This window comes from Plantactinospora sp. KBS50 (assembly GCF_002285795.1).
In the GTDB taxonomy this organism is placed as follows: Bacteria; Actinomycetota; Actinomycetes; order Mycobacteriales; family Micromonosporaceae; genus KBS50.
Genome location: NZ_CP022961.1, coordinates 2,038,093 through 2,052,418 on the forward strand (window position 1 = coordinate 2,038,093; position 14,326 = coordinate 2,052,418).

The window sequence follows — 14,326 nt, forward strand, 5'->3', positions numbered from 1 at the left end:
CCGGACTCAGGCGGCGATGCCGGCGCCGACCGGGCGCAGTTCGCACCGCCAGTCGCGCAGGTCCAACGGGCGGCCGGTGAACTCGCCACGGATCGCCCGCGCGTACAGCCGCTGGGTGGCCAGGTCCGGGCTGGTCTGCAGGTGGTCCCGGAGCAGGCCGGCGCAGAGCCGGTACCAGCGGTGGACCTGGGTGAGCTGGCCGAGGTGGGCGTGTACCAGGATGAGCGCCCGGTACGTCTCCTCGTGCAGCCGCTCGGCCTCCAGCATCCGCCGGCACCAGCGGATCACGCCGACGTGATCGCCGGCCTCGATGTCCACCTCGGTGAGGAAGGCCAGCGCGCACAGGAACCGGCTGCGCAGCCACTCCCGCTCGACGCCGGCCCACTCGTAGCTGACGTCCGGGAGAAAGTCGCCCTGGTAGTGGGCGACCGCCTGGCGGTACAGGGCGGCGGCGCGGACCCGGTCGTCGCGCCGTTGCGCGGCGTGCGCCTGGTCGGCCCGGCGGACGAACTCCTCGAAGTCCACGCGGACCCAGTCGGTCTCCAGGACGTACCCGGACTCGCGGGTCAACAGCCGCAGTCCGGCCCCGGTGTCCGGGCACTGGTCCTGGCTCTGTTCCAGGATGGTGCGCAGCATGTGCGCGGCCACCTTCAGCGAACTGGAGTTCTTCGACCAGGGCACCTCGGGCCACAGCGCCTCGTAGAGGACGCTGCGCGGGACGGTGCAGCCGGGCCGCAGCAGCAGGAACTGGAACAGGCTGCGGGACTTGCCGGCCTTCCACCGCTCCACCGGTCGGTCGCCGAAGCAGAGTTCGAAGGCACCCAGGGTGCGGACCGATATCGCCGATGCTCCATCCACAGTGTCCGCCGTCCCTTGCACCTTTCCGTCTCCGCGGTCCGAACCTACCCGGGGCGGCGTACCGCGGTGATGTCACCGGAAGCGGGGATAGGCCGGCGGCGGCCGGCGTAACCGGATTTCAACCAGCTCCGGGTAGCGTCCGCGGTCAGCCCGAACACGCCGGGGAGGACGCTGGATGGATCGTCTCGACTGCGTGGTGATCGGCTACAACGAAGGCGACTTCGGCGATTACCAGGTCATGTGCGAGCGTGCCGGCCCCGGCACGCCCGAATACCAGATCATGCGCTCCGAGCACCTGGTGGTCGACGACCAGGCGATGCCGTGGCTGGACGCGTTCAGCCGGCTGCGCAACCGAGCCACCGGTCGCAACGACCGCTACCACGTGGGCGAGGTCTTCAACCTGGCCTCCCTCTACCTGACCAGCTACCTGCGCAAGCGCGGGCTCCGGGCGGAACCGGTGTCGCTGTTCAGCGGGGAACGCGACCGGCTCGCCGAGTTGCTGGCGCAGCGGCCCGCGGTCGTGGCGATCACCACGACGTTCTACGTCAACATTCTGCCGGTCGGCCCGATCGTGGAGTACGTGCGGGAACTCTCGCCGACCAGTCACATCGTGGTCGGCGGCCCGCTCATCGACAACCTGCTGCTGTCCGGCCTCACCCCCACGGTCGAGGACCTGCTGTACGCGATGGGCGCCGACTCCTACATCCAGGAGTCGCAGGGCGAGCTGAGCCTCGCCCAGCTCTGCCAGGCGGTGGGCGCGGGCGGCGACCTCGACGCGGTGAGCAACCTGCTGCACTGCCCGGAGGGCGCCTGGGTACGGACCCGGCGCCGGCCGGAGAGCAACGACCTCGACGAGTGCTCGATCGACTGGGCCGGCTTCGGTCCCGACCTGATCGGCGTCACCGCGCAGCTGCGCACGGCCCGCAGCTGCGCCTTCAAGTGCAGCTTCTGCGACTACCCGACCCGGGCGGGCGCGCTGACGACCGCCTCGGTGGACACCGTCCGGGCCGAGCTGCGGGCGCTGGCCGAACTCGGCGTCCAGAACATCGTCTTCGTGGACGACACCTTCAACGTCCCGCCCAAGCGGTTCAAGGAACTGTGCCGGATGATGATGGAGGAGGACCTCGGCCTGCGCTGGTACTCCTACTTCCGCTGCTCCAACGCCCGGGACGAGGAGTCGTTCGACCTGGCCGCGCGCAGCGGCTGCGCCGGGGTGTTCCTGGGCATCGAGTCCGGCGACGGCGACGTGCTGGCCAACATGCACAAACTGGCCCAGGACAGCCAGTACCGCACCGGCATCGCCCGGCTCAAGGAGCGCGGCATCACCACGTTCGCCTCGATGATCGTGGGCTTCCCCGGCGAGACCGAGAAGACTGTGGGCAACACGATCGACTTCCTCAACGAGACCGCGCCCGACCTGTGGCGGGCACAGGCGTGGTGGGCCAACCCGCGCTCGCCGGTGTACCAGCAGAAGGAACTGCTCGGCATCGAGGGCGAGGGCTACACCTGGTCGCACTACAGCATGTCCTCCAAGGAGGCGGCCGACCTCACGGACGAGATGTTCAGGCGGGTCACCGAGTCGGTGTGGCTGCCGCTCTACGACTTCGACTTCTGGTCGCTGCCGTACCTGCACGGCAAGGGCGTCGAGACGGCCGACCTGACGGCGCTGCTGCGCACCACCCAGCAGATCATCGGTATCCGCAACCAGGGCGGCGACCCGGCCGGGCTCACCGAACTGGAGCGGCGGTTCGCCACCGAGGTCGCGGCGCTGTCGGTGGCACCGGCCCGGTTCAGCTTCTGACCCGTCCGTCCCCGTCCCGACGAGCAAAGGACCGGCAACCATGACCGTGCTCGCCTCCGCGTACCCCGTCGGGGCCGGCCAGCCGTCCGGCCCCGGCTGGCGGTCGGTGGTGGACCGGTTCGAGCAGGTGGCCGCCGCCGACCCGGACCGGCCGGCGCTGGTGTACGACGGCCTGGCGCTCAGCTACGGCGAGCTGGCCGCGCGCACCGCCGCCGTGGCGTCCGGGCTGACCGCCCGGGGCGCCGGCCCGGAGACCGTGGTCGGGCTGCTGCTGCCCCGCGGCGTCGACCTCGTGGTCGGCCTGCTCGGCACGCTGCGCAGCGGCGCGGCGTACCTGCCGCTGGACCCGGGGCTGCCCACCGACCGGCTGGCGGCCATGTGCGACCGGGCCGGCCCGGCCATCGTGCTCTCCGACGCCGCCCACCGCCGCCGGCTCCCGCCGGCCCGCACCCGGCGCATCCTCACCGTCGACACCTGCGCCCGCTCGGGCGGCGGCCCCGCCCGGTCCGCGATCCGTCCCGGCCAGCCCGCGTACGCGATCTACACCTCCGGGTCCACCGGCCAGCCGAAGGCGGTGCTGGCCACCCACGGGTCGCTGGCGGCGCTGCTGGACGGCCTGGGCACGGTGCTCGGGCCGGAGCCGGCACGGGTGGGTTGGAACGCCAGCCCGTCCTTCGACGCCTCGGTGCAGCAGTGGCTGCGGTTGTGCCGCGGCGACACCCTGGTGCTGCTCGGCGACGCGGTCCGCGGCGACCCGCAGGCGCTGGCCGCGCTGGTCAGCGGCGAGCGGCTGGACGACCTGGACATCACGCCCTCGCACCTGGTGTCGGTGCTGGACCACCTGCTCGACCGCCCGACCGCCGACGGCCCGACGGACCGCCCGACCGACGGCCCAACGGACCGGTCGGCGGACCGGCCGCTGCGGCTGCTCATCGGCGGCGAGGCGATCCCGCCGGCGCTGTGGGAGCGGCTGGCCCGGGCGCGGACGGCCGGCCGGCTGGAGCCGATCAACCTGTACGGCCCCACCGAGGCCACCGTCGACGCGACCTGCACCCCGGTGGACGACTCCGGCGGGCCGCACCTGGGCACGCCGCTGCCCGGCGTCCGGGTCCACCTGCTCGATCCGGCGCTGCGGCCGGTGCCCGAGGGCGAGGAGGGCGAACTGTACCTGGCCGGCGCCGGTGTCTCCCGGGGCTACCTGGGCCGGCCGGACCTCACCGCGCAGCGGTTCGTGGCCGACCACCTCGCCGGCGACGGCGGCCGGATGTACCGCACCGGTGACCGGGCGCGGGTCGGTCCGGGCGGCCGGCTGGAGTTCCTCGGCCGGCTGGACCACCAGGTGAAGCTGCGCGGATACCGGATCGAGCTGGGCGAGATCGAGGCCGTGCTCGGCGGCTGCCCGGGGGTGGCCCAGGCGGTCGCGCTGCTCCGCGACGACCTGCCGGGCGGTCCGGGAATCGTCGGCTACTGCCGGACGGCGCCGGCCGCGGACGGCCAGCCGTTCGACGCCGACGCCGTGCGGCGGGCCGCCGGCGCGCTGCTGCCCGAGTACATGCTGCCCGCCGTCCTGGTCCCGGTCGCGCAGTTCCCGCTGACCACCAGCGGCAAGGTCGACCGGGCGGCGCTGCCCGCGCCGTCCCGCCCGGAGCCGGCCGAGCCGGCCGGTGCGCGGCCGGCGACGCCGACCGAGCAGGCCGTGGCCGCCGTCTGGTGCGAGGTGCTGGGCGTGGAGCAGGTCGGCGCCGACGACAACTTCTTCACCCTCGGCGGCCAGTCCCTGCTGGCGATCGGGCTGGCGGCCCGGCTACGCCGCCGGCTCGGCCGGGCGATCCCGCTGGTGGCCGTCTTCAAGCATCCGGTGCTGCACCAGTTCGCCGCGTACCTGGACGGGCGGGAACCCTGACCTCAGGCGGCCTTCAGCCGCACCGGCAGGGTGAAGGTGCCGCCGATGAAGTTCGAGTACACCCGCTGCGGCGCCCCGGTGACCTCGATGTCGCCCACCAGGTCGCGCAGCGCGGTGAGGGTGGCCTCCAACTGGATGCGGGCCAGCCGCGCCCCCACGCAGAAGTGCGGCCCGTACGCGAAGGTCAGGTGCCGGTTGGGGGACCGGTCGAGCCGGAACGCGTCCGGCTCGGCGAACTCCCGTTCGTCGAAGTTCGCCGAGGCGAGCCAGACGGTCACGATGTCGCCGGCCTCGATCCGCCCGCCGGCGATCTCCGCGGGCTCGATGGCGAGCCGACCCAGGTGGCGGGAGGGCGTCGTCCAGCGCAGCACCTCCTCCACCGCGGAGTCGATGGCCACCTCGCCGCGCTGGAACGCCCGCCACTGGTCGGGGTTCTCGGCCATCGCCAGCACCGCGCCGGTCATCGCGAGCCGGGTCGTCTCGTCGCCGCCCAGGATCAGGCTGTAGCAGTTGAAGACGATCTCGTCGGTGCCCAGCGGGCGGCCCTTGACCCGGGCCGTGGCCAGCACGCTGACCAGGTCGTCACCCGGGTCGGCGCGGCGCTGCTCGGCCAGGTCGAGGAAGTACGCCAGGAGCTCGTTCTTCGAGGTCCAGGCGTCCATGGTGTCGTGGCCCGGCTCGTGCGAGCTGACCGACGACGACCCGAGCCGGTGGATGTACGCGCGGTCGGAGTCGGGCACGGCCAGCATGTCGCAGATCGTGGTCAGCGGCACCTGCGCCGCCACGTCGGTGCCGAAGTCCCCGTCGACCCGCTCCACGGCCCGGGCGACCAGCCCGCGGATCTGCGTCCGGATCCGGTCGGCCAGCCGGTCGAGCACGGCGGGGGTGAGCGCGCCGGTGATCACCCGGCGCACCTCGGTGTGCCGGTTACCGTCGGTCACCGCGAGCATCTTCCCGGCCGCCGAGTCGCTGCCCACCAGCAGCGTCTCCAGCACGTTGCCGGAGGTCGAGGTGAACCGCTGGCCGTCGCGGAACACGGCCATCGCGTCCGCGTGCCGGGTCACCACCCAGAACTCCGGACCGCCGGCGACCGACCGGTGCCGGTGCAGCGGTGCGTGCGTGCGCAGCCGCCGCCAGAGCGCCGACAGGTCGTACTCGGCGTGCACGGCGGCGTCGGTCAGGTCCAGCTCCGACACCTCACCGGGGTCGAGCAAGGGCAGGTGCGCCACGGGGCGACCCCTTCGCCGTACTCGGGTGACCGGCCGGTGCGCGGCCACGGACGCCGCCACTGTGCCGCACGGCGGTTAGTGCGTGGTTACGCCCGCGTCGCGCGTAACCGGCGACTAACCCCGGCCGCCTACCGTCGGGTCGCGACCGGCGGCCGAGATCTCGGGAGGCCACATGCTGCCACCGTTGACGAAGTGGCTGCTGCGCGAGCCGGCCACCGACGACGGGCCGTTGCTGCTCTGCTTCCCGTACGGCGGGGCGGGCGCCTCGTCGCTGCGCCGCTGGCCCGCCCGGTTCGGCGGGATCGAGGTGGCACCCGTGCAGCCGCCCGGCCGGGAGAACCGCGTGCTGGAGGAGCCGTACACCGACTTCGACGCGTTCGCCCGGGACGCCGTCGAGGCGATCACCCCGCACCTCGACCGGCCGTACGCGGTGATCGGGCACTGCATGGGGGCGCTGCTCGCGCACGCCTTCGTGGCCCGGGCCGGCGCGGTCGGTGCGCCGGCGCCCCAGCGGCTGTTCGTCTCCGCCTCGCTGGTGCCCTACCGCGGCTTCTACGGCTTCTACCACCCCTGGATGTCCGACCGGCGGATCGGCCAGGAGTTGCAGCGGGTCTCGCGCAGCCTCGGCGACGGCGAACTGCCGGCCGAGCTGGTGCAGATGTCCACCCGGGTGCTGCGGGCGGACGTGCGGATGTGCCTGGGCTACCTGCCGCCGGTCCACCCGGTCGACGTGCCGATCACCGCGATCGGCTGGGAGGGCGACCTGGACGTGGACAAGGACGACCTCGCGGAGTGGGGCGAGTACGGCGAGACCACCGCCCACATGCTGCCCGGCGACCCGATCACGTTCCTGGCCGCGCCGTCCGGCCTGCGGACCATCATCGAGGACGACTTCGAGTTCTGAACCGATCAGGAGGGACTCCCTTGACCGATTCCGCGCCCCACCCGGCGACCGTTCCGGAGCTGCTGGCCCGGACCGTCCGCGCGTACCCGGAGCAACCCGCGGTGTCCGACGAGCGGACCCGGCTGACCTACGCGGAGCTGGCCGAGCGGGTCGACGCGGTCGCCGCCGAGCTGCTGCGCCACGGGGTGCGGGCGCAGGACCGGGTGGGCGTCCATCACGGCCGCGGCGTCGGCGCGGTGGTCACGGTGCTGGGTGTGCTGCAGGCCGGTGCGGCGTACGTGCCGATCGACACCAGCTACCCGAGGCGCCGGCGGGACCAGATGGTCGAGGCGGGTCTGCTCCGGCTGCTGGTCACCGAGCCGAGCCGGCAGGCGCGGTTGGCGCACCTTCCGGTGCCGACGATCGCGTTGGACTGGGCGGAACTGGCCGCCGCCGCGAGCCCACCGCCGGAGCCGGTCCGGCCGGCCGACGCCGCCTGCGTGCTGTTCACCTCCGGCTCCACAGGCGAGCCGAAGGGCGTGGTGCTCGAACACCGGCAGATGGCCGCGTTCGCGCTCGACGCCGGGATCCCGGCGCTGGGTCCCGGCGACCGGACGGCCCAGGCGTCCAGCCTGTCGTTCGACACCTTCACGTTCGAGCTGTTGCGCACGGTGGCCGGCGGCGCGCAGCTCGTGGTGCTGCCGTCCATCGCCGACCTGATCGGCGCCGACCTCATGCGCCAGCTGCGGCGCAGCCGGATCACCGCGATGCTGGCGCCGGCGATCGCGCTCAACCACCTGGCCCGGCACGACCGGGAGGCGTTCGCCTCGCTGCGGGTGCTCTGCTCCGGCGGCGACGTGCTGCTCGGCGAGACGTGCCGGGAGCTGCGCGCCGGCGGGTTCACCGGCGAACTGCGCAACCTGTACGGCCCGACCGAGGCGACCGTGGCCTGCTCCGGCCACGAGATCGGCGACCTGCCCGCCGAGTGCACCCGCGTGCCGATCGGCCGGCCGCTGGCCGGCGCCCGGCTGTACGTGCTCGACGGGCGGCTCGCCCCGGTGCCGGCCGGCGAGCCGGGCGAGCTGTACGTGGGCGGCGCCGGAGTCGGCCGCGGCTACCTGAACCAGCCGGCGCACACCGCGCACCGGTTCGTGGCCGACCCGTTCGCCGCCGACGGCAGCCGGATGTACGCCACCGGCGACCGGGTGCGCACCGACCCGGACGGCGCGCTGGAGTACCTGGGTCGCGCCGACAACCAGGTCAAGATCTCCGGTCACCGGGTCGAGCCGGCCGAGGTGGAACGGGCGCTCTACGAGCATCCGGACACCGGTGAGGTGGCCGTGACCGCGGTGGGCGAGGCCGGCGAGCTGCGGCTGGTCGCCTTCGTCATCCCGGCGACCGAGGGGCTGGCCCCGGCGAAGCTGCGGGCGTTCCTGGCCGAGCGGCTGCCCGAGCCGTACGTGCCGGCGGAGTTCATCGTGCTGGAGGCGATGCCGCTGGACGCGCACGGCAAGCGCGACTGGGCGCAGTTGCGCGAGATGGCCGCCGAGCGGGCCGACCGGCGGCGGCAGTTCGAGCCGCCGCGCACCGAGACCGAGCGCTATCTCGTGCAGCTCTTCGAGGAGCTGCTGCGGGTCGAGGGGATCGGCGTGCACGACGACTTCTTCGGGCTGGGCGGCCATTCGCTGCTGGCGGCGCGCAGCCGGATCCGGATCCAGCGCGACCTGAACGCCAGCCTGCCGCCGCAGGCCGTCTTCGAGAACAGCGTCGTGGCCGACCTGGCCGGCGTGATCGACCGCAGCCGGCCGGAGGGCAGCTGATGTCGTCGGTCGCGCAGTGGTTCCCGTACCGTCGCGAGGGCGGCGGGGTCGAGCTTTTCGCCTTCCCGCACGCCGGGGCGGCCTCCACGGTCTTCAACGGCCTGCGCGAGACGCTGCGGCACTCCGGCATCGCGCTGTCCGCCGCGGTGCTGCCGGGGCACGGGCGGCGGCTGCGGGAGCGGCCGCACCGGACGATGCCGTCGCTGCTGGCCGACTTCTCGGCGGCGGCCGGCCGGGACGGCCACGCGGCGTTCAGCGGCGACTACGTGCTGCTCGGGCACTGCTCGGGCGCGCTGGTCGCGTACGAGATCGCGAAGCTGCTGGTGCGGGCGCCGTGCCGCAACCCCCGGCTGCTGGTGGTCTGTAGCTGCCTGCCGCCGCGGGCGGTCTTCGACACCGGCATGGGCCGGCTGCCGACCCGCGAGCTGCTGGCGCAGACGGCCGAGATGGGCGGCACCGACGAGGGGCTGCTGGACGACCCGGACTTCATCGAGATGATCGAGCGGCCGTTGCGGGCGGACTGGGAGATGTACGACGGCTACGCCTACCGGCCCGCCCCGCCGCTCCCGCTGCCGATCCTGGCCATCCGGGGCGCCGAGGACACCAACGTGGACGGTCCGGACCTGCGGCTGTGGCAGGAGCAGAGCACCGAGCCGCTGCTGACGGCGCAGCTCGACTCGGGGCACTGGGCGCTGGAGGCGGAGGGTTCGGCGGTGATCGCCGGGGAGATCTCGGCGGCCCTCGCCGCGCTGGCCCGCTGATCAGGCCGTCTGCGGCACCAGACCCTCGGCCACCTCCGCCAGGTGGCCGAGGAAGCCCGCCACCAGGTCGTCCGCGGTCGCGTCGTCGAGCGCGTCGGCCCGGTAGCGCAGCACGCCGTGCGGCACCCCGTCCAGCTCCGCCATCACCAGCTCGACCGGCAGCGCACTCGGTTCGGCCGGCAGCGGGAAGCTCTCGACGCGCAGCGGCCCGAGGGTGCGCCGTACCCCGGCGGGGCCGACGGCGGCCAGCGTGGCGAGGTCGTCGCCGTGCCGGGGTGACCGGTTGAAGGTGAACAGCACGTCGTACAGCGGCGTGTGCGGGGCCAGCTTGCGGCGGGCGGCCAGCATCGCCATCGGGTAGTCCTGGTGCTCCAGCGCGCCGATGACGCCGTCCCGGGTCCGGGCCAGCAGCGCCGGGAAGGGCTCGCCGTCCGCGCAGTGGCTGCGCACGATGACCGGCCGGGTGAAGCAGCCGACGACGTCGGCGAACTCCGGCCGGGTACGCCCGGCCACCCCGATGCCGACAACCAGGTCGGGCTGGCCGGTGACCCGGTGCAGCACGGCCTGGAACGAGGCCAGCAGCAGCACGTAGAGGGTGACCCGGTCGGCGCAGGCGCGGTCGCGCAGTTGGGCGGCCAGCGGGGCCGGCACCGCGAAGCGCCGCGCCCCCCGGCCGCCGCCGGCCCGCGCCGGCGGCAGCGCCAGCCGGGGCACCGCGCCGGCCAGTTGGCCGTCCCAGTACCGGGTCAGCCGCTGCACGGCCGCCGGATCCTCCAGCAGCGAGCGCTGCCACCGCGCGGCGTCCGCGTAGCTGGCGGCCGGCGGGTCGAGCGGGACGTCGCCACCGCTGGTGTACGCCTGGTAGAGCGCGCCGAGTTCCCGGGCCAGGACGGTCAGCGACCAGAAGTCGGTCACCATGTGGTCCATGCTCAGCAGCAGGACGTCGCCGGTGGGCCGGCGGTAGCGGTCGACCCGCAGCAGCGGCCCGGAGGCCAGGTCGAAGGGGGTACGCGCGACGCGGGTCAGCACGGTCCGCAGGGTGCCCTCGTCGAGCCGCCCGGCGTCGTGTTCCCGGTAGCCGGCCGACCCGCTCGGCGCGACCACCTGGACCGGTTCGCCGTTGCGGACCTGGAACGTGGTGCGCAGCGCCGCGTGCCGGGCCACCAGGGTGTCCAGGGCGCGGTGCAGCGCGGCGCCGTCGAGCGGGTCGAGTACGCGCAGCGCCACCGCGATGGTGAAGGCGGTGCTGTCCGGCTCGATCTGGTGCAGGAACCAGGTCCACCGTTGCCCGGCCGACATGGGCGCGACCTCGACCGCCTCACCGGCCGGTACGCCGGTCCGCGCCGGGTCCGCGGCCGGGTCGCCGGTCCGCGCCGGGTCCGCGGCCGGGTCGGCCTCACCGCTCTGCGCGGCCTCGGCGGCCGGGTCGGTGGTCCGCGCGGTCGTGCCGGCGGCGGTCACCGTCGGGCCGGCCGCGCCGAGCTGCTCGGCGAGCCGGCCGGCGACCTCGGCCAGCCCGGCACCGGACAGCAGCGCCGGTAGCGGCAGGCTGACCCCCAGCTCGCTGTCCACCCGGTGCTTGAGCTGGACGACGGCCAGCGAGTCGAGCCCGACGGCCAGCAACGGCTGGTTCCGGTCGGCGGGCGCGGCGCCGGTCACCTCGGCGAGCCGGCCGCGCAGGTAGCGTTCCAGCAGCTCGGGCCGCTGCTCGGGCGGGGCGGCCAGGACCTGCGCCGCCGGCACGGCCGCCCCGGCCGGGCCGTCGCCACCGTCGGCGGTGCCGGTGCCGGCGGTGCCGGCGGGTGGGGCCGGCGTCTCGTCCCGCCCGACCTCGGGAAGGTCGCCGGAGCGCAGCCGCGAGCGGCACAGCCGGCGCTGCACCTTGCCGCTGGAGGTCTTCGGCATGCCGCCGGCCCGCACCAGCACGACGGCGCGCACGTCGAGGCCGTGCTGCCGGGCCACCGCCTGCCGGATCCGGGTCGCCAGGTCGGCGACGTCGACCCCCTCCGACCCGCGCCGGATCTCGTGCACCAGCACCGGCCGGTCGTCCTCGTCGCCGAGCAGGAAGGCGGCGGTGCAGCCGGGCCGCAGCACCGGGTCCACCTGCTCCGCGGTGCGTTCGATGTCCTGCGGGTAGTGGTTCTGGCCGCGGACGATGATCAGGTCCTTGAGCCGGCCGGTGACCACGAGCTGCCCGTCGTGCAGGAAGCCGAGGTCGCCGGTGCGCAGGAAGGGCGGGCCGTCCGTGCCGGCGAGTCGGGCCCGGAAGGTCCGCTCGGTCTCCTCCGGCCGGCGCCAGTAGCCGCCGGCCACGCTCGCGCCGGACACCCAGATCTCGCCCACCCGGCCCGGCGGGCAGCCGGTCGCGGTGGCCGGGTCGACGATCTCGATCCGCAGCCCCGGCGCCGACGGTCCGCAACTGGTGAGCCGGGCCGCCGGACCGGCGCCGGGCGCCGCGGCGTCGTGCCGTTCGAGTGCCGTGCGGTCGACCGTGACGGTCGGCGGGGCACCGGTGGTGGTCGCCGGCGCCGACCGGCCGCCGTGCCCGGAGACGATCAGGGTGGCCTCGGCCAGGCCGTAGCAGGGCAGGAACGCGTCGGGGTGGAAGCCCGCGGGCTCGAACGTGGCGGCGAACCGTTCGAGCGTCTCGGGCCGGATCGGCTCGGCGCCGTTGAACGCGACCCGCCAGGACCGCAGGTCCAGCCGCGCGGCCTCCTGCGGGTCGCACTTGCGGGCGCACAGGTCGTAGGCGAAGTTGGGGCCGCCGCTGACCGTCGCGCCGGACCGGTCGATGGCCCGCAGCCAGCGCATCGGGTCGGCGAGGAAGTCCAGCGGCGACATCAGGGTGATCGGGAAGCCGCCGTACAGCGGCTGGAGCAGGCCACCGATCAGGCCCATGTCGTGATACGGCGGCAGCCAGACCATGCCGCGGCTCTCCGGCGTGGTGCCGAACAGCCGCTGGATGAGGTCCGAGTTGTGCAGCAGGTTGTGGTGCGACAGCCGCACGCCGCGCGGGTCGGCGGTCGACCCCGAGGTGTACTGGAGGATCGCGGTGGCGTCCGCGGCCACGGGCACCGGCGTACCGGTCTCGGCGTCGCCGGCCTCGGCCGTGTCGGCGGCGACCCAGCGCAGCGCGCCCAGTTCGGGCGCCAGCCCGGTGACCTGGTCGAGGAAGCCGAGCAGCGGGGAGGTGGTCACCGCCACCTCCGGTTCGGCGTCGCGCACGATGGCCAGCAACCGGGGCAGGCTGGTGGTGAGCCTGACCGGGTCGGGCGGATACACCGGCACGGCCACCACACCGGCGTACAGGCAGCCGAAGAGGGCCGTGAGGTAGTCCAGTCCGGGCGGCAGCACCAGCAACGCCCGGCTGCCCGGCCGGGCGCCGGCGGCCCGCAGGCTCGCGGCCACGGCCCGCGCCCGCAGGTCGGTCCCGGCGTACGTGAGCGGCTGCTCCTCGCCCTCGCCGTCGAGCAGGAAGGTGTAGCCGATCCGGTCGGGCTGGTCGGCCGCCCGGCGGTGCAGCAGTCCGGAGACGGTCATGCCGGTCCCGGACAGGTCGGTGCAGGTGTGTTCCCGGCCGGCCACGTCGATCCTCCCTGCTGGGACGCGGCCCGGTGCCGCGCCGCCGTCAACGGTGACTCAGGACAGCCGCCGGCCGGCGGCCAGCAACGTCGTGATGGTCACCCGGTCGAGCTTGCCCGCGCTGGTGCGCGGCAGTGCGGTCGCGACCTCGATCTTCTGCGGGATCATCGCGGCGGTCAGCCGCTCCGCCAGCCACCGGCGCAGTTCCCGGACGGTGACGGCGGTCCGCGCGACGACCGCGGCGTGCAGGTGGGCCGCCTCGGGATCGTCGCCGGCGACCAGCACCACGATCGCCTCGGCCACCGCCGGGTGCGCCTCCAGGGTGGACTCGACCTCGCCGAGTTCGACCCGGTGTCCGCGTACCTTGACCTGGGTGTCCAGCCGGCCCACGAAGGTCAGCGTCCCGTCGTCGCCGCGCCGCGCCCGGTCCCCGGTCCGGTAGCTGCGGCCCGGCGGCGTGTGGTCGAAGCGGGCGTCGTCGGCCGGCGTACCGCCGAGGTAGCCGTCGGCGATGCCGGCGCCGCCGATCCGGATCTCGCCCTCGGCGCCGACGCCGGCCACCACCTCGCCGGCCGTGTCGACCAGGTCCATCGTGGTGCCGGGAAGCTCGGTGCCCAGCGAGATCGGCCGGCCGGGCTCGACCTGCCAGGCCGAGGCCCAGACGGTGGTCTCGGTCGGTCCGTACAGGTTCCACAGCGCGCCGCACCGGCCGTGCAGGACGGTGGCCAGTTCCGGGGTCATCGCCTCGCCGCCGCACCAGACGGCCAGTTCGGCGCTGCCCGACCAGCCGGAGGCCAGCATCAGCCGCCAGAACGAGGGCGTCGCCTGGACCACGTCCGGCCGGTGGTCCCGGACGGCCCGGTCGAAGACCTCGGCGTTCCGCCGGGCCGCCAGGTCGACGGTCACCACCGGTCCGCCCACCACCAGCGGCAGGAAGACCTCGACCATCGACATGTCGAACGACAGCGGGCTGAGTGCCAGGAACGAGCCGCCGCTGCGCAGGCCGGGCAGCTCCCGCAGCCCTTCGAGGCGTTCGACGTGCGCGCGTTTGGGAACGTGGACGCCCTTCGGCCGGCCCGTCGTGCCGGAGGTGTAGATGACGTAGCCGGGGTCGGTGAGCGGCCACGACGGGCGGCCGGGGGTCAGCGGGTACGGCTCCAGCCGCAGCGGCCCGGTCTCGCGCAGCACCACCCGGGCGGCCGAGCTGTCCAGCACCCACTGCTGGCGGGTCCGGGGCGCGGCGGTGTCCAGCGGCAGGAACGCGACGCCGAGCCGGTCGGCCGCCAGCGCCGCCACCAGCCCGAGCACCGGGGTGCGGATGTCGAGCGCGACCACGTCGCCGGCCACCACGAAGGGTTTGACCGCGTCGACGACCGCGCCGACCCGGTCGGCCAGCTCGGTGTAGCTGAGGGTGGTCTCGCCGACGGCCGCCGGCGCCGCGCCGTCGGCGGCCAGTTGGCGGGCGAGGTGGGCCGAGAGGTCGCGCATC

The 14,326-nt window shown here is 74.6% G+C and carries 9 protein-coding genes; 5 read left to right on the top strand and 4 right to left on the bottom strand.

Features of this window, described 5'->3' with window-relative positions; translation table 11 throughout:
• Nucleotides 1-6: 6 nt before the first annotated feature.
• A complete protein-coding gene (locus CIK06_RS09100; RefSeq protein ID WP_198348157.1) occupies nucleotides 7-858 on the bottom strand; it encodes a BTAD domain-containing putative transcriptional regulator in 852 nt (283 codons plus the stop codon).
• Nucleotides 859-1,033: 175 nt separating this feature from the next.
• Here CIK06_RS09100 and CIK06_RS09105 point away from each other — a divergent pair, with 175 nt between their 5' ends.
• Both CIK06_RS09105 and CIK06_RS09110 read left to right on the top strand, forming a co-directional pair.
• Complete coding sequence (locus tag CIK06_RS09105; RefSeq protein WP_095564462.1) at nucleotides 1,034-2,659, top strand: PhpK family radical SAM P-methyltransferase; 1,626 nt, start codon at nucleotides 1,034-1,036, stop codon at nucleotides 2,657-2,659.
• A gap of 40 nt (nucleotides 2,660-2,699) precedes the next feature.
• On the top strand, nucleotides 2,700-4,562 hold the full coding sequence (locus tag CIK06_RS09110) for a non-ribosomal peptide synthetase (protein WP_095564463.1): 1,863 nt from the start codon (nucleotides 2,700-2,702) through the stop codon (nucleotides 4,560-4,562).
• A gap of 2 nt (nucleotides 4,563-4,564) precedes the next feature.
• Here CIK06_RS09110 and CIK06_RS09115 read toward each other — a convergent pair whose 3' ends face one another.
• Nucleotides 4,565-5,791, bottom strand: coding sequence for a cytochrome P450 (locus CIK06_RS09115; RefSeq protein WP_095564464.1), 1,227 nt, complete (start codon nucleotides 5,789-5,791; stop codon nucleotides 4,565-4,567).
• Nucleotides 5,792-5,963: 172 nt separating this feature from the next.
• Between CIK06_RS09115 and CIK06_RS09120 the strand changes: the two genes are divergently transcribed.
• The 3 genes from CIK06_RS09120 to CIK06_RS09130 are packed head-to-tail and all read left to right on the top strand — an operon-like array spanning nucleotide 5,964 to nucleotide 9,255.
• A complete protein-coding gene (locus CIK06_RS09120) occupies nucleotides 5,964-6,695 on the top strand; it encodes a thioesterase II family protein (protein WP_095564465.1) in 732 nt (243 codons plus the stop codon).
• Nucleotides 6,696-6,715: 20 nt separating this feature from the next.
• Nucleotides 6,716-8,494, top strand: a complete 1,779-nt coding sequence (locus tag CIK06_RS09125) for a non-ribosomal peptide synthetase (RefSeq protein WP_198348158.1) — start codon at nucleotides 6,716-6,718, stop codon at nucleotides 8,492-8,494.
• Nucleotides 8,494-9,255, top strand: coding sequence for a thioesterase II family protein (locus tag CIK06_RS09130; RefSeq protein WP_095564466.1), 762 nt, complete (start codon nucleotides 8,494-8,496; stop codon nucleotides 9,253-9,255). Before CIK06_RS09125 ends, CIK06_RS09130 begins: the two co-directional genes overlap by 1 nt.
• Here the strand turns inward: CIK06_RS09130 and CIK06_RS09135 are convergent, their stop codons facing one another.
• Nucleotides 9,256-12,840 (bottom strand): AMP-binding protein, encoded by a 3,585-nt coding sequence (locus CIK06_RS09135; protein WP_095564467.1) that lies wholly within the window; start codon nucleotides 12,838-12,840, stop codon nucleotides 9,256-9,258.
• Nucleotides 12,841-12,894: 54 nt separating this feature from the next.
• Nucleotides 12,895-14,325, bottom strand: a complete 1,431-nt coding sequence (locus tag CIK06_RS09140; RefSeq protein WP_095564468.1) for an AMP-binding protein — start codon at nucleotides 14,323-14,325, stop codon at nucleotides 12,895-12,897.
• Nucleotide 14,326 lies beyond the last annotated feature (1 nt).